Origin of the sequence: Mycobacterium asiaticum, assembly GCF_001673635.1 — a bacterium.
Taxonomy (GTDB): Bacteria; Actinomycetota; Actinomycetes; order Mycobacteriales; family Mycobacteriaceae; genus Mycobacterium; species Mycobacterium asiaticum_C.
In genome coordinates this window covers 113,941-133,251 of sequence record NZ_LZMH01000073.1, presented here as the reverse complement: position 1 = coordinate 133,251, position 19,311 = coordinate 113,941, and the positions used below count along the sequence as shown (strand labels likewise).

The following is a 19,311-nucleotide window of genomic DNA, read 5'->3' as shown; positions in this document are numbered from 1 at the left end:
CCGCTGCGCGACAGCAGGGCCGCGGCGCCAAGCCGCCTAAATCGGTCAAGAAGCGTTAGCCCCGCGAGCCGCCGCTAAAGCCCCCGCCCGCGCGGCGTGTGGGGGGCTTTCGCGTCTGCTCGCGGGGGCACTCGCGCGCCAAGTTGAGGCAGTCGCCTCATGTGTGGCCCCGGCGTTGCCGCGCACCATTGCGCCATGACCACACACCACACCCCCTACGACGCCGCCACGGCGGTCCTGCAGCACCCGACCCTGCCCGACGGAGACGACGAACGATTCGTCGGCTACGGCGTGATGGGCCTGCCCTTCGCCAGCGGCCACTACCTGGCACTGCGGCACTTCCCGAAAGCGACCTTCGCGCCCGCCTACAAATCGGTGTGGCACCGCGGCCCTGACGGCGTCTGGACCTTCTACGCGACAACGTGCGGGCAGCAGAGCTGCGCCCGCTACTTCAGCTCGGCCACCACTCAGGACGCTGTGCAGTGCCAGATCGACGTCGACTGGATCGGCCCCTGGTCGCTGTCCGTGCGAATCGACGGACTGCTCGACTGGCAGCTCGACATCCGCTCCACACTGTCGACGCGGCTGATGAGTGCCGTCGGCGGACGATTGCCGACCGGGACCTGGACCAACCGCACCGCGCTGGGCGCGCTCAGCCGCGCGGCCGGTCTGGCGCTGGGCGCCGGCCAGGTCCGGCTCGCCGGCACGGCACCCAACGGCCAGCGCTTCATGATCGCCCCGCGGCAGATGTGGGCGGTGGCGCACTCGCGCGCCGTGCTCAACGGCATCGACCTGGGGCCGGTCGGCCCGCTGCCCAGCCAGGCGCGGCTGGCCAGCTTCCGTCCCCCGCAGCGCGGCCTGTTCGTGGTCGGCTCCGGGCACTTCGAATCCTTCGATGCGGATCGTCACCATGCCGTCGAACGCACTATCTCGATCGACTGACCCGGGCCACAATGAGCGCATGGTCTCTCGCCCCGAGCCTGCGCAGCTACCGACGCGCGCGGAGTTGCTGGCCGCGCTGTCGGTGGCGATCGACCTCGGTCTGGGACAACCCGCCGAACACATGCTGCGGGCCGCGCTGATCGCCACCCGGCTTGCCGATCGGCTCGGGCTGAGCAAGCCGCAACGCGACAGCGCGTACTACACGACGCTGATCATGTGGATCGGTTGTCACGCCGACTCGCACGAATACGCCCAATGGTTCGGCGACGACATCGGGGTCCGCCACGACTCCTATCTGGTCGACTGGTCGGGGCTGCCGTACATGCGGTTTCTGGTCAGCAACATCGGCCGCGGCCAGCCGTTGTTGCAGCGGGTCGCCATGATGGCCACGCTGTTGATCAACGCGCGTGGCCAGATCTCCCGAATGATCCACTCGCACTGCACATCCGCGGCACTGCTCGCCGACCGGCTGGGCCTGGGCGCCGATGTGCAGGCCGCGCTGGCGTGCGCGTTCGAACGCTACGACGGGGGCGGGCTGCCCACCGGCGCTCGCGGCGAAGCAATCCCGGTGCAGATGCGCGTCGCTCAACTCGCCGAGATGGCCGAGGTACACCACCGCATGTACGGCGTCGAAGGCGCCAGGGCGATGGTGCGGGCGCGCAGCGGCGGCCAGTTCGATCCGCAAGTGGCAGCGACTTTCCTGGAGCACGCCGAGGACATCTTGGCCGGCCCGCCCATCGGCGACGTGTGGGCGGCGGCGCTGCAGGCCGCACCCGATCGCCACGAGCGCCTGGACGACCGGGCGCTGGACGCGCTGCTGGTCGCGCTCGGCGACTTCGTCGACCTGAAATGCCCCTTCACGCTTGGCCATTCGCGGGCCGTGGCCCGGCTCGCCGGGGACGCCGCGGCCGCCGTCGGGCTCGACGCCGACGCGGTCGCCCTGACCCGGCGGGCGGGCCACGTGCACGATCTGGGCCGCATCGGCGTATCGAACCAGGTCTGGTCGAGACCGGGGGCGTTGACCGCGGCCGAGTTCGAACGTGTCCGGTTGCATCCCTATTTCACGGTGCGGATCCTCAACCAGGTGCCGGGTCTTCGCCAGCTGGCCGAGGTCGCCGGCAATCATCACGAATGTCTCAACGGCACGGGGTATCCGCGTGCCCTGGCCGACAGCGCCCTGGGTCTGCCCGACCGCATCCTGGCAGCCGCGGTCAGCTACCAATCCGCTTGCGAGCCAAGACCGTATCGCAAGGAGATGACCCCGGAGTCGGCGCGGCGACGGTTGCTCGGCCGGGTTGCGGCCGGGGAACTCGACGCCGCGGCCGTCGAGGCGGTGCTGCATGCGGCCGGCCACCGGGCTCAGCGCCCGAAGGTGCGCCCGGACGGGCTCACCCCGCGGGAGGTCGAGGTGCTGTGCCTGGTCGCCCGCGGCGCCTCCAACAAGGAGATCGCGTCGACATTGGTGATCAGTGAAAAGACGGCCCGCAATCACGTGGAGCGCACCTACGCCAAGATCGGCGTGTCCAACCGGATCGGGGCCAGCATGTACGCGCTGCGCCACGGCCTGGCCACCACCTGAGAATCTGCGGCAATCTGAGGCAAAAGCCCCATGTGAGTTCGACTCTCAAGGGCACACAATCGGCCCCATGAAACGTTATCTGACAATCGGTTACGGCGCCCTCAGCTACCTGATCTTCCTGGTCACCTTCCTCTACGCCATCGTCTTCGTTGCCGCAATCCTGGTGCCCCGCAACGTCGATCACGGGATCGACGCTCCGCTGTGGCAGGCGCTCGCAATAAATACGGCGTTGCTGGGTCTGTTCGGTGCCCAGCACAGCGTGATGGCCCGTCCGCGCTTCAAACGCTGGTGGACGCGGTTCGTGCCGCAGCCGATCGAGCGCAGCACCTACGTGCTGCTGGCCAGCGCCGCGCTGCTGTTGCTCTACTGGCAATGGCGCACCATGGCGGGCATCGTCTGGGACGTGCGGCAGCCGGCGGCCCGCCTGCTGCTGTGGATGCTGTTCTGGCTCGGCTGGGCGATCGTGTTCGCCTCGACGTTCATGATCAACCATTTCGATCTGTTCGGGCTGCGGCAGGTGTACCTGGCGTGGCGTGGAAAGCCCTACGGGGAACTGGGTTTCCGGACGCATCTGCTCTACCGGCTGGTGCGCCACCCGATCATGCTGGGTTTCCTGATCGCCTTCTGGGCGACGCCGACGATGACGGCCGGCCACCTGCTCTTCGCGGTCGGCACCACCGGCTACATCTTCCTGGCCCTGCAACTGGAGGAGCGAGACCTGTTGGCGGCCATGGGGGATCAGTACCGCGACTACCGGCGCCGGGTCCCCATGCTGCTTCCGCGTCCCCGTCTCTGCCACCGCGCCTCAGCCGATATGCAGGGCGACCACCAGCCATCGGTCGGGTAACTGCTCTACCCGGCAGGCGATCGCGTGCACGCGGCTACCGCGGCTGTAGGTTCCGAAAACCTCGGCCGCCCGGTCACCGGCGGGCTGCACACGCATCCGGCGCAGCACGGCGGCACCGGTCGCCGGGCCCACCGACCGACTGACCGAGAGCACCGAATCGATCAGGCCCGGTGCCACCACCGTGCCCAGCTGTGCGGCCGGACGGCGCCGGTCGATGACCTCCAGCACACGCCGCAGCGCACCGTCGGCGAAGGCCGCCGCGCGGCGCATCTGTGGGGAAAGCGGTGCCTGGGAAAGTGCCGAGCCGCTCGGCGCGGGGCCGCTCCGGCCGCCCCGCCGTGTTCGTGGGCTCGGCGGTGACGGTTGCCCTCGCGGGACGGCGCGCGTCGGCGGCTCGTAGTCGATCACCGGCGTGACGGTCAACGGAACTCTCCACGGGAAACGGTTGGTTCAGCGGCGTGCTGAAGAGTGTCAGACAATGGGGTGCCGCGCTATTCAGCCCTGGGCTTTCGTCCACAGGTACGGTGGGCGATGGCAGGGGCCCGCTCAGGAAATGAGGACGACTTGACGAGAAGGACAGGGCCGCAATGGTGACCCGATTGTCCCCCGCGGACGCGTCCTTCTACCGGCTGGAGAACACCGCCACCCCGATGTACGTCGGTTCGCTGTCGATCCTGCGGCGCCCCCGTTCCGGGCTGAGCCACGAGACGTTGCTGGCCACCGTCGAGCAACGGCTGCCGCAAATACCGCGCTATCGGCAGAAGGTCCGCGAGGTCAGCGTCGGCATGGCCCGGCCGGTGTGGATCGACGATCGCGACTTCGACATCACCTATCACGTCCGGCGTTCGGCGCTGCCCTCACCCGGCAGCGACGAGCAACTGCACGAGCTGATCGCCCGGCTGGCCGCCCGCCCCCTGGACAAGTCGCGCCCGCTGTGGGAGATGTACCTCGTCGAGGGCCTGGCCAAGAACCGCATCGCCCTCTACACGAAATCGCACCAGGCGCTGATCAACGGAATGAGCGCGCTGGAGATCAACCACGTCATCGCCGACCGGACCCGCAAGCCGCCACCCTTCCCTGAGGACATCTGGGTTCCGGAACGCGATCCCGGCAACACCCGCCTGGTGCTGGGCGCCATCGGCGACTGGATCGCCGGACCGGGCGCCCAACTGCAGGCCGTCAGCTCCACGGTTGCCGGATTGGCCACCAGCTCTACGCAACTCGTGGAGGCCGGCCGCAGGGTGTTCGACGTGGCCCGCGCGGTGGCGCGCGGCACCGCACCCAGCAGTCCGCTCAACGCCACCGTCTCACGCAACCGGCGTTTCACCGTGGCACGCGGAAAGCTCGAGGACTATCGGACGGTGCGGGCCCGCTACGACTGCGACATCAATGACGTGGTGCTGGCCGTGATCACCGGCGCGCTGGGTAACTGGTTGATGTCGCGCGGCGAAGCCGTCGCATCCAGCACGACCATCCGGGCGATGGCGCCGCTGTCGGTGTACGCCGACGATCAACTCGACTCGACCGGCCCCGGCCAGGCGATGAGCGAGGTGACGCCGTTCCTGGTGGACCTGCCGGTGGGAGAGGGCAACGCTGTGGTGCGGTTGTCGCAGATCGCCCACGCCACCGAGTCCAACCCCGGTGCCGCCAGCCTGGTAGATGCCAGGACCATCGTCACGCTGTCCGGCTTCGCACCGCCGACGCTGCACGCGATGGGCATCCGGGTGGCCACCAGCTTCCCCACCCTGTCCCGGCAACCCTTCAACCTGCTCATCACCAACGCCCCGGGTGCGCAGTCGCAGATGTACATCGCCGGCACCAAGCTGCTCGAGACCTACGCCGTGCCCCCTTTGCTGCACAACCAGGCACTGGCCATCAGTGTCACGTCCTATAACGGCATGCTGTATTTCGGTATCAACGCCGACCGTGACGCGATGAGCGACGTCGACGTGTTGCCGGGCTTGCTGAATCAGTCGTTGGAAGAGCTGCTGGAAGCGTCGAGGTGAGTGTGGTGAAGAAGAAGGCTGCGGCCGCGCAGAAGATCCCCAACGACGTTTACGAGGCCGAATTGTTCCGGCTGCAAACGGAATTGGTGAAGCTGCAGGAATGGGTGCGCTTCACCGGCACTCGGGTGGTGATCGTCTTCGAGGGGCGTGATGCCGCCGGAAAGGGCGGCGCGATCAAGCGCATCACCGAATACCTGAGCCCTCGGGTGGCGCATATCGCCGCACTGCCGGTGCCGACCGATCGGGAACGCGGGCAGTGGTACTACCAGCGGTACATCGCACACCTCCCGGCCAAAGGCGAGATCGTGCTGTTCGACCGGTCCTGGTACAACCGCGCCGGCATCGAGAAGGTGATGGGTTTCTGCACACCGCAGGAGTACGTACTGTTCCTGCGCCAGACGCCGATCTTCGAGCAGATGCTCATCGACGACGGAATCCTGTTGCGCAAGTACTGGTTTTCGGTCTCTGACGCCGAACAGCTGCGCCGGTTCAAGGCGCGGCGCAACGACCCGGTGCGGCAATGGAAACTCAGCCCGATGGACCTGGAATCGGTGTACCGGTGGGAGGACTACTCACGCGCCAAGGACGAGATGATGGTGCACACCGACACGCCGTCCAGCCCGTGGTACGTGGTGGAGTCCGATATCAAGAAGCACGCCCGGCTGAACATGATCGCCCATCTGTTGTCCACCATCGACTACGAAGAAGTCGAGAAGCCCAAGGTCGAGCTGCCCGAACGCCCGCTGGTCAGCGGCAACTACCAACGCCCGCCGCGTGAACTGTCCAAGTACGTCGACGATTACGCCGCCACCCTGATCAAGTCATGATCCAGGTCTACATCCCGGCCACCCTGGCCATGCTGCAGCAACTCGTCGCCGACGGCGAGCTGCGTCCGGTCAACGGCACCGCGTTCGCGGTGACTCCGAGATTGCGGGAGTCCTATGCCGAGGGTGACGACGACGAGCTCGCCGAGGTGGCGCTGCGGGAGGCGGCGCTGGCGTCGTTGCGCTTGCTGGCAGCCGACCAGGACGGGACACTGCCCGCCCGCCGCGCGGTCCTGGCGGCCGAGGTAGACGAGCTCACCTACCGGCCGGACCTGGACGACGCCGTCGTCCGATTGGACGGAGCGGTCCCGATGAAGCGCGTGGTCGCCGCGTACGTCGACACCGCCGGCGCCGAGTCGGCCGTGACGGCCGCGGTCGAGGCCGTCGATGCCGCTGACCTGGGCGATGAAGATGCGGATTTGATCGTCGGCGACGCCCAAGACCACGACCTGGCCTGGTATGCCGCCCAGGAACTGCCATTCCTGCTGGAACTGCTCTAAGCCGCTTCCGGCTGGCTAGAAAACCGTAACTTACGGTACCGTAGCTTCTAGACATGAGCAGAAAACACACGGCGCTCACCGCCAATGTGGTCAGCACCCAGCGACCGGTCGTCGCCGGGGCTGACAAGCATCCCGGCTGGCACGCCCTGCGCCAGCTGGCCGCCCGTATCACCACCCCGCTGCTGCCTGACGACTATCTGCAGCTGGCGAATCCGCTGTGGTCCGCCCGGGAATTGCGGGGCCGCATCCTCGACGTGCGCCGGGAAACCGAGGACTCGGCAACCCTGGTCATCAAGCCGGGCTGGGGGTTCAGTTTCGACTACCAGCCAGGGCAGTACATCGGCATCGGACTGTTGGTCGACGGTCGCTGGCGGTGGCGCTCGTATTCGCTGACGTCGAGCCCCGCGGCGGGCAAGTCCGGGTCGGCGCGCACCATCACGATCACTGTCAAGGCGATGCCCGAGGGCTTTCTGTCCACCCACCTGGTGGCCGGCGTCGAGCCCGGGACCATCGTGCGGCTCGCCGCGCCGCAGGGGAACTTCGTGCTTCCCGACCCCGCGCCCGCGAAGATCCTGTTCCTGACGGCCGGGTCCGGCATCACCCCGGTGATGTCGATGCTGCGCACACTGACCCGCCGCGACCAGATCACCGACATCGTGCACCTGCACTCGTCGCCCACCGAGGCCGACGTGCTGTTCGGTGCGGAGCTGGCCGCGCTGGCCAACGAGCATCCCGGCTACCGCCTGACCCTGCGCGCCACGCGGGCCCAAGGCCGGCTCGACCTGTCGCGGCTGGATCGGGCCGTCCCGGACTGGCGCGATCGCCAAGTTTGGGCATGCGGGCCGGAGGGCATGCTCAACGATGCCGAAAAAGTGTGGTCGGCCGCCGGCATCGGGGACCGGCTGCACCTGGAACGGTTCGCCGTGGCCAAAGCGGCCCCGGCGGGAGCGGGCGGTCGCGTCACGTTCGCTCGCAGCGGCAAAAGCGTGACCGCCGACGCCGCCACCTCGGTGATGGACGCGGGCGAAAACGCCGGCGTGCAGATGCCGTTCGGTTGCCGAATGGGCATCTGCCAATCGTGCGTCGTCGAATTGATCGATGGCCACGTCCGCGACCTGCGGACCGGCCGGGAACACGAACCGGGAACCCGAGTCCAGACATGCGTATCCGCCGCATCCGGCGATTGCGTCATCGACATTTAAGGTTACCGAAGGGTAACCTACGGGTACGTAGGTTACGATAGCGTAGGTCTAGCTCAGTCCGAAGATCGGACGACGTAGGGAGAGCATTATGGCGATCACAGACGTCGACGTATTCGCCCACTTGACGGACGCCGATATCGAAGGTTTGGCCTTCGAGCTCGATGCCATTCGCCAGGACATCGAAGAGTCCCGCGGGGAACGCGACTCCCGCTACATCCGCCGCACCATCGCCGCGCAACGCGCGCTCGAGGTGGCCGGCCGGGTCATGCTGGCCGCCAGCTCACGCCGCTCGGCGTGGTGGGCGGGCACGACGACTCTGGCCGTGGCCAAGATCGTCGAGAACATGGAGATCGGCCACAACGTCATGCACGGCCAGTGGGACTGGATGAACGACCCCGAGATCCATTCCTCCACCTGGGAATGGGACATGAGCGGCTCGTCCAAGCACTGGCGCTTCACCCACAACTTCGTGCACCACAAATACACCAACATCCTCGGCATGGACGACGACGTCGGCTACGGTCTGCTGCGGGTCACCCGTGACCAGCGCTGGAAGAAGTTCAACGTCTTCAACCTCGTCTACAACGCTTTGCTCGCGCTGCTGTTCGAGTGGGGCGTCGGCATGCAGCACGTCGAGATCGGCAAGATCGTCAAGAAGCGGATGGACCACCAGGAATCCCGGGAGCGCATCGACGAGTTCCTGGCCAAGGCGGGCCGCCAGGTGGTCAAGGACTACGTCGCCTTCCCGGCGCTCACGTCGCTGTCGCCGGGCGCGTCGTACCGGTCCACCCTGACGGCCAACGCGACCGCCAACATCATCCGCAACGTTTGGGCCAATGCCGTCATCTTCTGCGGCCACTTCCCGGACGGCGCAGAGAAATTCACCAAAACGGACATGGTGGGCGAGACCAAGGGCCAGTGGTACCTGCGGCAGATGCTGGGCAGCGCCAACTTCGAGGCCGGCCCGGTGCTGCGATTCATGAGCGGCAACCTGTGCCACCAAATCGAGCACCACCTGTACCCCGACCTGCCGAGCAACCGGCTGCACGAGATCTCCACCCGGGTCCGGGCCGTCTGCGACAAGTACGACTTGCCTTACACCACAGGCTCTTTCCTGGTGCAGTACGGCAAAACGTGGCGCACCCTGGCCAAGCTCTCGTTGCCGAACGCCTACCTGCGCGACGGCGCCGACGATGCGCCCGAGACTCGCAGCGAGCGGATGTTCGCCGAATTGGAGCCCGATTTCGCGGGCACCGACCCCACGACCGGCCGGCGCCGCGGCCTCAAGACCGCGATCGCCACCGTGCGGGGCTGGCGGCGCAGCAAGCGCAAGGCGGGCGGCGCCGGGTTCACCGACGACGACTTGGCGGCCTGACCGGCCACAAATTGGCCATACTTGACACGTGCAGGTGTTCGCTGGGCAGCAGGTCTCGCACTGGGACTTCCCGCGGAACACCGGCAGCGTGGCGTTGATGACCGATTTCGGTCGCGCGCACGGGCTCTCGGTCTCGGACATCCTCGACGGCTCCGGCCTGTCCGAGTCCGATCTCGGTGACCACAGCCGGATGATCGCCGGCCGCCAGGAACTGGCCGTCGCCACCAACCTGGTCAACCTGCTCGGTAGCCAAGTCGGCCCCGCCGACCTCGGCGTTGCGGTGGGTCGCAGCTACCACGTCGGATCGTTCGGAATCTTCGGTTTCGCCTGCCTGACCAGTTCGACGCTGGGCGACGCGGTCCGGTTCGCGGCCCGGTTCTACGAGCTCAGCTACGGGTTCTGCCTGCCCTCGGTAACCCTGGAAGGGGCGGTCGCCGCGCTCCGGCTCGACCTGCCGGACCTGACCGGCCCGGTCGCCGATTTCCTGGTGCGACGCGACATGGCGGCCATCGCACAGGTCATGGCGGAATTGGTGGGCGAGCCCGTCACCTTCTCCTATATCGAATTCGCAAGTCCTGCACCGGATTCCGGAGATACAGCGGCTCGTGACGCGTTCGGGGTGACACCGCGCTACGACGCGCCCGCCAACGTGGCCGGCCTACCGGTCGCGTTGCTGGAAAATCGGTTACCCCAGGCCAGTGAGATGAGCGTGGCGATCTGCGAGCAGCAGTGCCAGGCGCTGCTGGAACGCCGGCGGCAGCGCACCGGCGTGGCTCGCCGGGTGCGGGACCGGCTGGCCTCGATCGACGGCAAACCCCACACGATCACCAGCGTGGCCCGGCAGCTGGCGATGAGCGAGCGCACGCTCCGGCGGCGGCTGGCCGAGGAGAACACCACCTTTCGCGACCTCGTCGAAGAAGTCCACCGCGTGCTCGCCGAGGAGTTGCTCGCGACCGGAGCCTTGACGGTCGAGGACGTCGCGTTGCGGCTGGGCTATGCCGAGGCGACGAGTTTCATTGCCGCGTTCAAGCGCTGGACCGGCACCACGCCGGCCCGCTACCAGCGGTCGGTGGCCCCGCGAGAACGACACCTGGCCGGAATTATGGATTCGCCGACCGCAATCGGCTGACACTCGGGTACCGTCGCTGGCCACCATGGAGTTATGACAGCGACCATTCGTCCTCGCGTACTGGTGATCGGCGCCGGCTTCGGTGGCCTCGCCGCCGCCTACGAGCTATCCAGGGACGGTCTCGCCGAGGTGACCGTGCTGGAAAAGGCACACGACATCGGCGGTGTCTGGCGGGAGAACACCTACCCCGGCGCCGCGTGCGACGTCCCGTCCAACCTGTACTCCTATTCGTTCGCCCGCAAGACCGACTGGGGCCGGCGCTACGCCGAGCAGCCCGACATCCTGGGCTACATCCATGACACCGCCGACCGGTTCGGGCTGCGCAAGCTGGTGCGGACCGGCGTCGAGGTGACCTCGGCGGAGTTCGACGAGTCCACCGCAACCTGGAGGGTGACGACGTCGTCGGGAGACGTGTTCGAGGCCGAGGTCCTGGTGCCCGCCGTGGGCCAACTCTCCCGGCCGGCGCTGCCGAACATCCCGGGGCTGGAAACCTTCACCGGCCCGTCGTTCCACTCCGCGCAGTGGCGCCACGATGTCGATCTGGCCGGCAAGCGCGTCGCGGTGCTGGGCACCGGCGCGTCGGCGATCCAGTTCGTCCCGCGCATTCGCCAGACCGCCGGGCACGTCACCGTCTTCCAGCGCTCGGCGCCCTATGTGGTGCCGAAGGTGGACCGCGCCTACACCGAGAAGCACCACGCCGCGTTCGCCAAGGTGCCGGGGTTCTCCGCCGCCATGCGCGGCGCCATCTGGGAGACCACCGAACTGCTGGGCCTCGCGCTGACCCGAGTCGCCCCGCTGGCCCGGGTGCTGCAGGCGCTGGCATCGGCAAACCTGAAGCGGCACATCAAAGATCCGGTACTGCGGGCGAAGCTCACCCCCGACTATCCGATCGGCTGCAAGCGTGTGCTGTTCAGCAGCGACTGGTACCCGGCACTGGCCTGCGACAACGTCTCCGTCGAGACCGACGCGATCACCGAGGTGACCCCGACCGGGGTGCGCACCGCCGACGGGCAACTGCACGAGGTGGACGTGATCATCTACGGCACCGGCTTCAAAGCCACCGAATTCCTTGCCCCGATGACGATCACCGGCCGTGGCGGGCGGGATCTGCACGCCGAGTGGGCCGAGGGCGCGCGCGCCCACCTGGGCATGGCCGTCCCGGGCTTTCCGAACATGTTCTTGATCTACGGGCCCAACACCAACCTCGGCAGCAGCTCGATCATCCTGATGATGGAGCAGCAGGCCGGCTACATCCGCCAGCTCACCGAAGAACTGGCCCGGCGCGGCATGGGCCGCGCATTCGAGGTCCGCCGTGACGTCGAGGAGGCCTACGACGCGGCAGTCCAGTCCCGGCTGGAAAACGGCGTCTGGACCACCTGCGACTCCTGGTACCGCACCGAGTCGGGCCGGGTCACCACCAACTGGCCGGGGCTGGTTCACGAATATCAGCACCGGACCCGCGTCGCGGCGATCGAGGACTATCACGAGGTCCTGCCGGTCCGGCAAACCGAGGAGATCAACGCGTGAGCCGATTCGACTATGACGTGCTGGTTATCGGGTCCGGTTTCGGTGGCAGCGTCACCGCCCTGCGCCTGAGCGAAAAGGGTTACCGCGTAGGCGTTCTCGAGGCGGGCCGACGGTTTGCCGATCAGGACTTCGCCAAGAACAACTGGCACATCCGCGATTACCTGTTCAAGCCGTCGGTCGGGTGCTATGGCATCCAACGGATCGATGTGCTCAGCGACGCCGTGGTGCTCAGCGGTGCCGGAGTGGGCGGCGGCTCGCTGGTGTACGCGAACACGCTGTACCAACCCGACGACCCGTTCTACGCCGACCCGCGCTGGAGCCACATCACCGACTGGAAGGACGAGCTGGCACCCTGGTACGACCAGGCCACCCGGATGCTCGGCGTCGAGACCTACCCGCGCACCACGCCGTCGGACAAGGTGATGCTGCAGATCGCCACCGACCTGGGCGTCGCGGACTCCTTCCACGCCACCCGCGTCGGGGTGTGCTTCACCGACGCCGACGGCAAACCGGCCCCGCCCGGCGCCCCGGTCGGCGACCCGTACTTCGGCGGCGCCGGCCCGGACCGCAACGCGTGCCTGCACTGCGGCGAATGCATGACCGGCTGCCGGCACAACGCCAAGAACACCCTGGTCAAGAACTACCTCTATTTGGCCGAGAAACTGGGCGCGACAATCCATCCGCTCACCACCGTCGTCGACGTGCGGCCGCGGTCCGGCGGCGGGTACGACGTCATCACCCGCCGCACCGGAGCCAAGCTGCGCCGGCGCCGCCGCATCTTCACCGCGGAGCAGGTGGTGTTCTCGGCCGCCGCGCTGGGCACCCAGCGGCTGCTGCACAGATTGCGCGACGGCGGCAGCCTGCCGCGCATCTCGCCCCGGCTCGGGGAATTGTCCCGGACCAATTCCGAGGCGATCCTGGCCGTGCGGGCCCGCCGCGACGACGTGGACTATTCCGAGGGAGTGGCGATCACCTCCTCGATTCACCCGGACAGCCACACCCACATCGAACCCTGCCGGTATGGGCACGATTCCAACCTGATGGGGCTGATGGGCACGGTCCTGGTCGACGGTGTCGACGGGCTCACAAAGGGCCGAGGCCGGTGGCGCACCGGCATGAAAGAGTTTGTGCGGCAACGCCGTGACCTGCGACGGCTGCTCAACCCGAAGCGCTGGTCCGAGCAGACCATCCCGCTGCTGGTGATGCAGACGCACGACAACTCACTGACCACCTACACCCGCCGCTGGCTGTTCGGGCGGCGCATGGTGACACGGCAGGGTGTGGGTGAGCCGAACCCGACGTGGATCCCGGTCGGTCACGAGGTTGCCCGTCGTGCGGCCGAGCACCTGGACGGCATCGCCGGCGGTGCGTGGGCCGATTTGGCGGACATCCCGATGACAGGACATTTCATCGGCGGGTGCGTGATCGGTGAGACCCCCGACGACGGCGTGGTTGATCCGTACCACCGGATGCACGGGTATCCGGGTTTGCATGTGATCGACGGCTCCACGATCACGGCCAACCTGGGCGTGAACCCGTCGCTGACCATCACCGCGCTGGCCGAGCGCGCCACGTCGCTGTGGCCCAACAAGGGGGAGTCGGACCCGCGCCCGCCGCTGGGCTCGTCGTACCGGCGCGTCGAATCCGTCGCCCCGAACCGCCCGGCCGTTCCTGCCAGCGCACCGGGGGCATTGCGTGCCGAGCGGGACTACGCTTCATAGCGTGCTCGCTGCTTTCGGATTCGAATCCCTCGGCGTCGTGGTCGGGGACATGTATTTCGTCGATCCCTCGCCGATGACCGGCCAGGAAACTCCCGAACGGGGAGTGCGCCTGGAACTGCGCCTCGTCGACCGCGACAAGCCCCAGGGCTCGATCTACGCCGGCATCCCCATCGCCTTCGCCCGCCCGGTCTGGCGGGTCGACCTGTTTGGCTCCACCGAGAGCCCGCCCGGGACGCTCGACCGGGCCCATCACCACCCGCGTTTCGACGGCTGGGAACCGGGGCGCCGGCACTTCGTGCCCGAGCTGTCCGCCGACCCGGTGTCCTGGCTGGCCGGCCAGCTGGCCGACCCGGCCGCGGTGCTGGAGCGCGCCGGTGTCGACCTGGCCGAGGTCGCCGAGGCCGACCTGACCGGCCTCGCCGCGGCGGCGCCGGAGATCGTCGCCTCGGTGAAACGGATGCTTGACGGCGTGCGGGACGGCGAGCTCGCCCCAGCACCCCCCGAGCCGGTTGCCGCCGCGCGCACCGGCTGGCTCTGAGCTACCCGCCGAATGACACCCGTCGTCATCGAGTGTGCGATCAACGGCGTCACCTCCAAGGCGATCAATCCCCATGTGCCAGTGGAGCCGACGGAGATCACCGCGGACGCGCTGGCCTGCATCGCGGCGGGCGCGGCGATCATCCACAACCACATCGACCTGTACGGGGTCTCTGTGGAGCGGGCCGTTGAGCGCTACCTGGAGGGATGGCGGCCTATCCTCGAGGCTCGCCCTGACGCCCTGCTGTACCCGACGATCCACTTCGAACAAGGTTTCTCCATCTCCTACGAGCATCTGATTCCGCTCGCCGCCGCCGGCATGCGCGTCGGCCTGACCGACCCCGGGTCGGTCAATCTCGGTGGCGTCGAGGACGGCATACCCACCGGCGATCTGGTTTACCGCAACTCATTTCAGACGATCGGCCGCGCCTTCGACATCTGCCGCGAGGCCAAACTCGGCCCCAGTCTGGCCATCTACGAACCCGGCTTCCTGCGGGCCGCACTCGCTTGGTGGCGCGCGGGTCGGCTGCCGCAGGGGGCGATGGTCAAGCTTTACTTCGCCACCGAAAACGGTTATCTGGGAGCGCCTTTCGGGCTACCGCCCACCGAGCGCGCGCTCGACGCCTATCTGGAACTGCTGGACGGATGTGACCTGCCGTGGGCGGTGTCGATCGTCGGCGGCGACCTGTGCGCCCACCCGATCGCCGAACTGGCGCTCGCCCGCGGGGGACACCTGCACCTCGGGCTCGAGTTCTATCGCGGCGACCGCACCCCGACCAATGTCGAGTTGGTCAACCAGGCCGTGGCGCTGTGCCAACGGGCGGCCCGTGCCGTTGCCACCCCCGATCAGGCCGCGGAGGTTCTCGGTTTGCCCTAGCGCCAGGCGTTCAACGGCGAGTAAAGCTGAATCCGTGGCAGCATACGACTACATCGTGGTGGGAGCGGGCTCTTCCGGATGTGCGGTGGCCGGAAGGCTGGCCGCGCAATCTTCGTCTCGGGTGTTGCTGATCGAGGCCGGCGGTTCGGACCGGCGATTGGAAGTGCGAGCGCCGCTGGCGAACATCCGGCAGTTCGGAACGTCGTTGGACTGGAACTACGAAACCGAGCCCGAACCCGGTTGCGCCGGCCGCCGGATCCCCCTGCACGCCGGTCGCGTGCTCGGCGGTACCAGCGCGATGAACATGATGTTGTGGGTCAAGGGCAGCAATCTCGACTACGACGGCTGGCGGCTGCCCGGTTGGTCGTGGCAGGAGGTGGCGCCGGTATTCGCGCGAATCGAGCAGGGGCCGATGCGAATCAGCCGGGTGCCGTATCCCGACGAGGTGTCTACGCGGTTCGTCGCAGCGGCACGTGCGGCGGGTGTCCGCGCCGAGGACGACGTCAGCGGGCCCGAACTCGAAGGGGCGGCAATCTCTCCCGTCACCATCCACAACGGGCAACGCTGGAGCACACCACGTGGCTACCTTCAGCGTCGCAAGAACCTGACCATCCTCACCAAGGCCGAGGTCCGGCGGGTGATCATCCGCAACGGTCGCGCAGTCGGTGTCGAATACTCGCTTGGAAAAAGGCGCCACGGGCGCGTGCAGCGGGCTTTCGCGGACCAACAGGTCGTGATCAGTGCGGGCGCCTACCGTTCGCCGCACCTGTTGCAGCTGTCCGGAATCGGTCCGGCTGATCACCTGCGCAATGTCGGTATCAACCCGGTCGTCGACAGCCCCCGCGTCGGCCAGGGCCTGACCGACCACCCGCACGCCTGGGCGATCTGGTCCCTCGCGCCCGGCCATGTCGGCCTGTCGGACACCACTAATCCGAAGTGGTTGCTGCAGTGGCTCTTTGGCAGAAGAGGCAAGTTCGCCAATAGCGTCGTCGAGGCGGTCGCCCACATCCGGTCGGTGGCCGACCTCCCGGCGTGCGATTTTCAGGTGATGACCTGCCTCGCCGACGCCACAGCGGATCCCGGCGCCGGAAAGCTCAAGCCCGCGTTGTCCATCGGGCACTCGTACTGGACACCCAAGAGCCGGGGCAGCGTCCTCGTCCGCTCATCGGATCCCGCAACGCCACCGGTCATCCGGATGAATCTGCTTTCCGAACGCGAGGATGTTGATGCGCTTGCCCGGGCGGTGCAGCGCACCCGCGAGATCATGCGCACCGAGCCGATCGCTTCCTGTGTCGATCGTGAGCTTCTACCAGGTCCGAGCAGCGACATCGAGGCATGCATCAGGGAAACGGCCATCACGACGTACCACCCGGCCTGCACGGTCGCGATGGGCAATCAACCCGACAGCCCCCTCGACGAGCGGCTGCGAGTCCGCGGTGTCGACAATCTCCGCGTCGCCGACGCGTCGGCGCTGCCCCGGATTCCCCGAGCCAACACCAATGCCGCCTCGATCATGATCGGCGAACGCTGCGCGGACTTCCTGCTCGCCTCCTCCTGTTCGGGTCACTCGGTGGCGACGCGTGACCAGATCAGGTGACCTTCGCGGCCAACGCGGCCAACTTGGCGTCCAGTTGCTCTGCGGCGCTGCGTAATTCGGGATTGTCCTCAACTACCATCAACGATGACGGCCTGACGTAGGTCAGGCTGCTGCCGTTGGGCTCGTCGAGGATCAGCAGCTCGACCGGCGCGAAAAGCCCCGCGCTGACATCGTGGCGCAGCATGGTGATCGCGATCAGCGGGTTACCCAGGACAACCCGCAGCACCTTGCGGTCGATGCCGGCATTGCTGAGCCAGGCGCCGTGGTCGATCAGGACGAACAGCATGAATCCGCTTGGGCCGACGTGGGGTTCCACCTGTTTCCGGTAGGAATCCCAGTCGGCATTCCTGGTGGCGATGTCACCGATCGGCACCGGCTTTTCACCGATGTCGGCAAGTAAAGCCGCGACCAGTTCGTCGTAACTCTTGGCGCTGTCATAGCGCACCCGCACGCCGTCGAAGCGGGTTTCAAATGCGGACATGGTCGGCCTCCTCGGTTAGTTCCAGGTGCTCATGCAGTTGCGCGCGGGTGGTGCGATCCACGGTCAGACTCAACAGTTCGGGCCGGCTGTAGTGCCCAGCGGCATCCATGAGGACCTTGCGAGTGTTGATAAGCGAGAGGTCCAGATCAGCGATCACCTGGCCTTCGCCTGAGCGCAGCGGTTCACCGAGGTATTCGCCCTGGGGCGAGACGATCGCGGTGAAGTTGCCGCCGGAGATCGGCGCAATCGGGGCGCCGGTGTCGGCCATGATTTGAGCTTGCTGATCTGCGTCGAGCCACCCGGTGGCGTTGACCACGAAAGCGGCCGACTCCAGCGCGTGATTGCGCACGCTGATCTCGGTCTGCTGGGCGAACAGGTCACCACCGAACGAGCCGGGAAACATGCTTGAGTGGATCTGCTCGCCGTCATCGATCAGGGCATAGCGCGCCAACGGATTGAAGTGCTCGAAGCAGGCCAACTGTCCGATCCGGCCGACCGCGCTGTCCACCGCACGTAGACCACTGCCGTCGCCCTGGCCCCAGACCATCCGTTCGTGGTACGTCGGCGAGATCTTGCGCCTGCGCTGGATCAGGGTGCCGTCGGCGTCGAACAACAACTGCGTGTTGTACAGCGAACCGCCGTCACGTTCGGTCACCCCGATGGACACCACCATGTTGGCGCCGCGGGCGGCCGCGCTGATCGCGTCGATCTCGGGCGACGGTATGGTGACTGCCTGATCCATCAATCTCAGGTGCTCCGAACGCATCTCGAACGGCCGGGTGACGAACGAGAAGTACGGGTAGTAGGGGATCACGGTCTCGGGGAAGGTCGCAAATTGCACATCCCGTAGTGCCAACTCCTCTATTTTGGCGATCACCCGCTGCACAGTGCCTTCTCGGCTGTACAGCACCGGACTGATTTGCACTGCGGCAGCGCGGATCACGGTCATGGTCTCTAGACCAGCCGCTCGATGATGGTGGCGTTCGCCATGCCGCCGCCCTCGCACATGGTCTGCAGGCCGTACCGGCCGCCGCGCTGCTCGAGTGCGTTCACCAAAGTGGTCATGATGCGTGCACCGCTGGCGCCCAACGGGTGGCCGATCGCGATGGCCCCGCCGTTGACGTTCGTCTTGGCGAGGTCGGCTCCGGTGTCATGCGCCCACGCCAGCACGACGGGTGCGAACGCCTCGTTGACCTCGAACAAATCGATATCGGCCAGCGTCAAACCGGCTCGCTGCAACACCTTTTCGGTGGCGGGGATGACGCCGGTCAGCATGTACAGTGGGTCCGAGCCGACCGCGGTGGCGGTGTGGATGCGGGCCAGCGGCCGCAGACCGTGCTGCTTGGCGAACTCGCCGCTGGTGATCAACACCGCGGCGCTGCCATCCGACAACGGAGACGAGTTGCCTGGCGTGATCGCCCAGTTGATCTGGGGGAACCGCGCGGCGATGGCCTCGCTGTAGAACGCCGGCTTGAGGGCGGCGAGCGTGTCGACCGTCGTGCCCGGACGGATGATCTCGTCGGTGGCAAGGCCGGCGATTGGGATCAGCTCGCTGTCGAACAGGCCTTCTTTGGTAGCACGGGCGGCCTTCTCGTGGCTGGCCGCGGAGAACTCGTCGAGCTGGGCGCGGGAGAATCCCCACTTGGCGGCGATCAGTTCGGCACTGATGCCCTGCGGCACCAGGCCTTCGGGGTAGCGCGCGGCCATGTCTGCGCCGAACGGGTTGCTGCCCGGTAGCACGGAGGTGCCCATCGGGACGCGGCTCATCGATTCCACGCCGCCGGCGATCACCACGTCGTAGGCGCCGGCGATGACGCCCTGAGCGGCGAAGCTGATGGCCTGCTGGCTGCTGCCACACTGCCGGTCGACGGTGGTGCCAGGGACCGACTCGGGAAAACCGGCTCCGAGCAACGCGTTTCGGGCGATGTTGACGGCTTGGTCACCGACCTGGGTGACGGCGCCGGCGATGACATCGTCGACGAGCACCGGGTCTACGCCGGTGCGGGCCACCACCTCGCGCAGGCTGTGGGCTAGCAGGTCGGCGGGCAGCACATCATGCAGGGCGCCGTTGGCCTTGCCTTTGCCGATGGGGGTGCGGACAGCGCCGACGATAACGGCGTCACGGGACATGGCTCCTCCTTGAGCTGGGTACATATCACTGTACTCA

Annotated in this window: 18 protein-coding genes; 14 read left to right on the top strand and 4 right to left on the bottom strand. The window is 67.3% G+C overall.

What is annotated here, in order from left to right:
• The first annotated feature begins 195 nt into the window (after nucleotides 1-195).
• The 3 genes from A5645_RS22360 (at nucleotide 196) to mddA (ending at nucleotide 3,368) form a co-directional block, all read left to right on the top strand.
• Complete coding sequence (locus A5645_RS22360) at nucleotides 196-942, top strand: hypothetical protein (RefSeq protein WP_065131061.1); 747 nt, start codon at nucleotides 196-198, stop codon at nucleotides 940-942.
• Nucleotides 943-961: 19 nt separating this feature from the next.
• On the top strand, nucleotides 962-2,521 hold the full coding sequence (locus tag A5645_RS22355; protein ID WP_065131060.1) for an HD domain-containing phosphohydrolase: 1,560 nt from the start codon (nucleotides 962-964) through the stop codon (nucleotides 2,519-2,521).
• A gap of 67 nt (nucleotides 2,522-2,588) precedes the next feature.
• Entirely contained in the window at nucleotides 2,589-3,368 is a 780-nt protein-coding gene (gene mddA / locus A5645_RS22350; RefSeq protein WP_065034997.1) for a methanethiol S-methyltransferase, read from the top strand.
• On the opposite strand, the gene A5645_RS22345 is transcribed toward mddA, so the two are convergent.
• Complete coding sequence (locus A5645_RS22345; protein WP_065131059.1) at nucleotides 3,327-3,791, bottom strand: Rv3235 family protein; 465 nt, start codon at nucleotides 3,789-3,791, stop codon at nucleotides 3,327-3,329. The two genes, mddA and A5645_RS22345, sit on opposite strands and share 42 nt — an antisense overlap.
• A 164-nt stretch (nucleotides 3,792-3,955) precedes the next feature.
• Here A5645_RS22345 and A5645_RS28420 point away from each other — a divergent pair, with 164 nt between their 5' ends.
• The 11 genes from A5645_RS28420 to A5645_RS22290 all read left to right on the top strand — a co-directional run bounded on the left by A5645_RS28420 (nucleotide 3,956) and on the right by A5645_RS22290 (nucleotide 16,663).
• Nucleotides 3,956-5,374, top strand: a complete 1,419-nt coding sequence (locus tag A5645_RS28420; RefSeq protein ID WP_065034995.1) for a WS/DGAT/MGAT family O-acyltransferase — start codon at nucleotides 3,956-3,958, stop codon at nucleotides 5,372-5,374.
• 2 nt (nucleotides 5,375-5,376) lie between these two features.
• The gene (gene ppk2, locus A5645_RS22335) at nucleotides 5,377-6,201 is read left to right on the top strand and encodes a polyphosphate kinase 2 (protein ID WP_081288497.1); all 825 of its coding nucleotides are present in this window, start codon (nucleotides 5,377-5,379) and stop codon (nucleotides 6,199-6,201) included.
• Nucleotides 6,198-6,698 (top strand): DUF6912 family protein, encoded by a 501-nt coding sequence (locus A5645_RS22330; protein ID WP_065131057.1) that lies wholly within the window; start codon nucleotides 6,198-6,200, stop codon nucleotides 6,696-6,698. The genes ppk2 and A5645_RS22330 overlap by 4 nt, the downstream gene beginning before the upstream one ends.
• Before the next feature lie 53 nt (nucleotides 6,699-6,751).
• On the top strand, nucleotides 6,752-7,900 hold the full coding sequence (locus A5645_RS22325) for a ferredoxin reductase (RefSeq protein ID WP_065131056.1): 1,149 nt from the start codon (nucleotides 6,752-6,754) through the stop codon (nucleotides 7,898-7,900).
• An 88-nt stretch (nucleotides 7,901-7,988) separates the two neighbouring features.
• Complete coding sequence (locus A5645_RS22320; RefSeq protein WP_065131055.1) at nucleotides 7,989-9,275, top strand: fatty acid desaturase family protein; 1,287 nt, start codon at nucleotides 7,989-7,991, stop codon at nucleotides 9,273-9,275.
• Between the two features lie 28 nt (nucleotides 9,276-9,303).
• Nucleotides 9,304-10,404: an AraC family transcriptional regulator gene (locus A5645_RS22315; RefSeq protein ID WP_172830585.1), complete on the top strand. Its 1,101-nt coding sequence runs from the start codon at nucleotides 9,304-9,306 to the stop codon at nucleotides 10,402-10,404.
• 33 nt (nucleotides 10,405-10,437) lie between these two features.
• Nucleotides 10,438-11,931: a flavin-containing monooxygenase gene (locus A5645_RS22310; RefSeq protein WP_065131054.1), complete on the top strand. Its 1,494-nt coding sequence runs from the start codon at nucleotides 10,438-10,440 to the stop codon at nucleotides 11,929-11,931.
• Complete coding sequence (locus A5645_RS22305; RefSeq protein ID WP_065034989.1) at nucleotides 11,928-13,652, top strand: GMC oxidoreductase; 1,725 nt, start codon at nucleotides 11,928-11,930, stop codon at nucleotides 13,650-13,652. The genes A5645_RS22310 and A5645_RS22305 overlap by 4 nt, the downstream gene beginning before the upstream one ends.
• A gap of 1 nt (nucleotide 13,653) precedes the next feature.
• Nucleotides 13,654-14,190, top strand: coding sequence for a hypothetical protein (locus A5645_RS22300; RefSeq protein ID WP_065034988.1), 537 nt, complete (start codon nucleotides 13,654-13,656; stop codon nucleotides 14,188-14,190).
• A gap of 12 nt (nucleotides 14,191-14,202) precedes the next feature.
• A complete protein-coding gene (locus A5645_RS22295) occupies nucleotides 14,203-15,066 on the top strand; it encodes a beta-keto acid cleavage family enzyme (RefSeq protein WP_065131053.1) in 864 nt (287 codons plus the stop codon).
• Between the two features lie 34 nt (nucleotides 15,067-15,100).
• Complete coding sequence (locus A5645_RS22290) at nucleotides 15,101-16,663, top strand: GMC family oxidoreductase (protein ID WP_065131052.1); 1,563 nt, start codon at nucleotides 15,101-15,103, stop codon at nucleotides 16,661-16,663.
• Here the strand turns inward: A5645_RS22290 and A5645_RS22285 are convergent.
• From A5645_RS22285 to A5645_RS22275, 3 genes are read right to left on the bottom strand one after another with little or no spacing between them, the layout of a single operon-like run.
• Nucleotides 16,656-17,144 (bottom strand): DUF302 domain-containing protein, encoded by a 489-nt coding sequence (locus A5645_RS22285; protein WP_065034987.1) that lies wholly within the window; start codon nucleotides 17,142-17,144, stop codon nucleotides 16,656-16,658. The genes A5645_RS22290 and A5645_RS22285 overlap by 8 nt on opposite strands.
• A complete protein-coding gene (locus A5645_RS22280; RefSeq protein WP_065034986.1) occupies nucleotides 17,131-18,093 on the bottom strand; it encodes a carbon-nitrogen hydrolase family protein in 963 nt (320 codons plus the stop codon). The genes A5645_RS22285 and A5645_RS22280 overlap by 14 nt, the downstream gene beginning before the upstream one ends.
• A gap of 5 nt (nucleotides 18,094-18,098) precedes the next feature.
• The gene (locus A5645_RS22275) at nucleotides 18,099-19,274 is read right to left on the bottom strand and encodes a thiolase family protein (protein WP_065131051.1); all 1,176 of its coding nucleotides are present in this window, start codon (nucleotides 19,272-19,274) and stop codon (nucleotides 18,099-18,101) included.
• Nucleotides 19,275-19,311 lie beyond the last annotated feature (37 nt).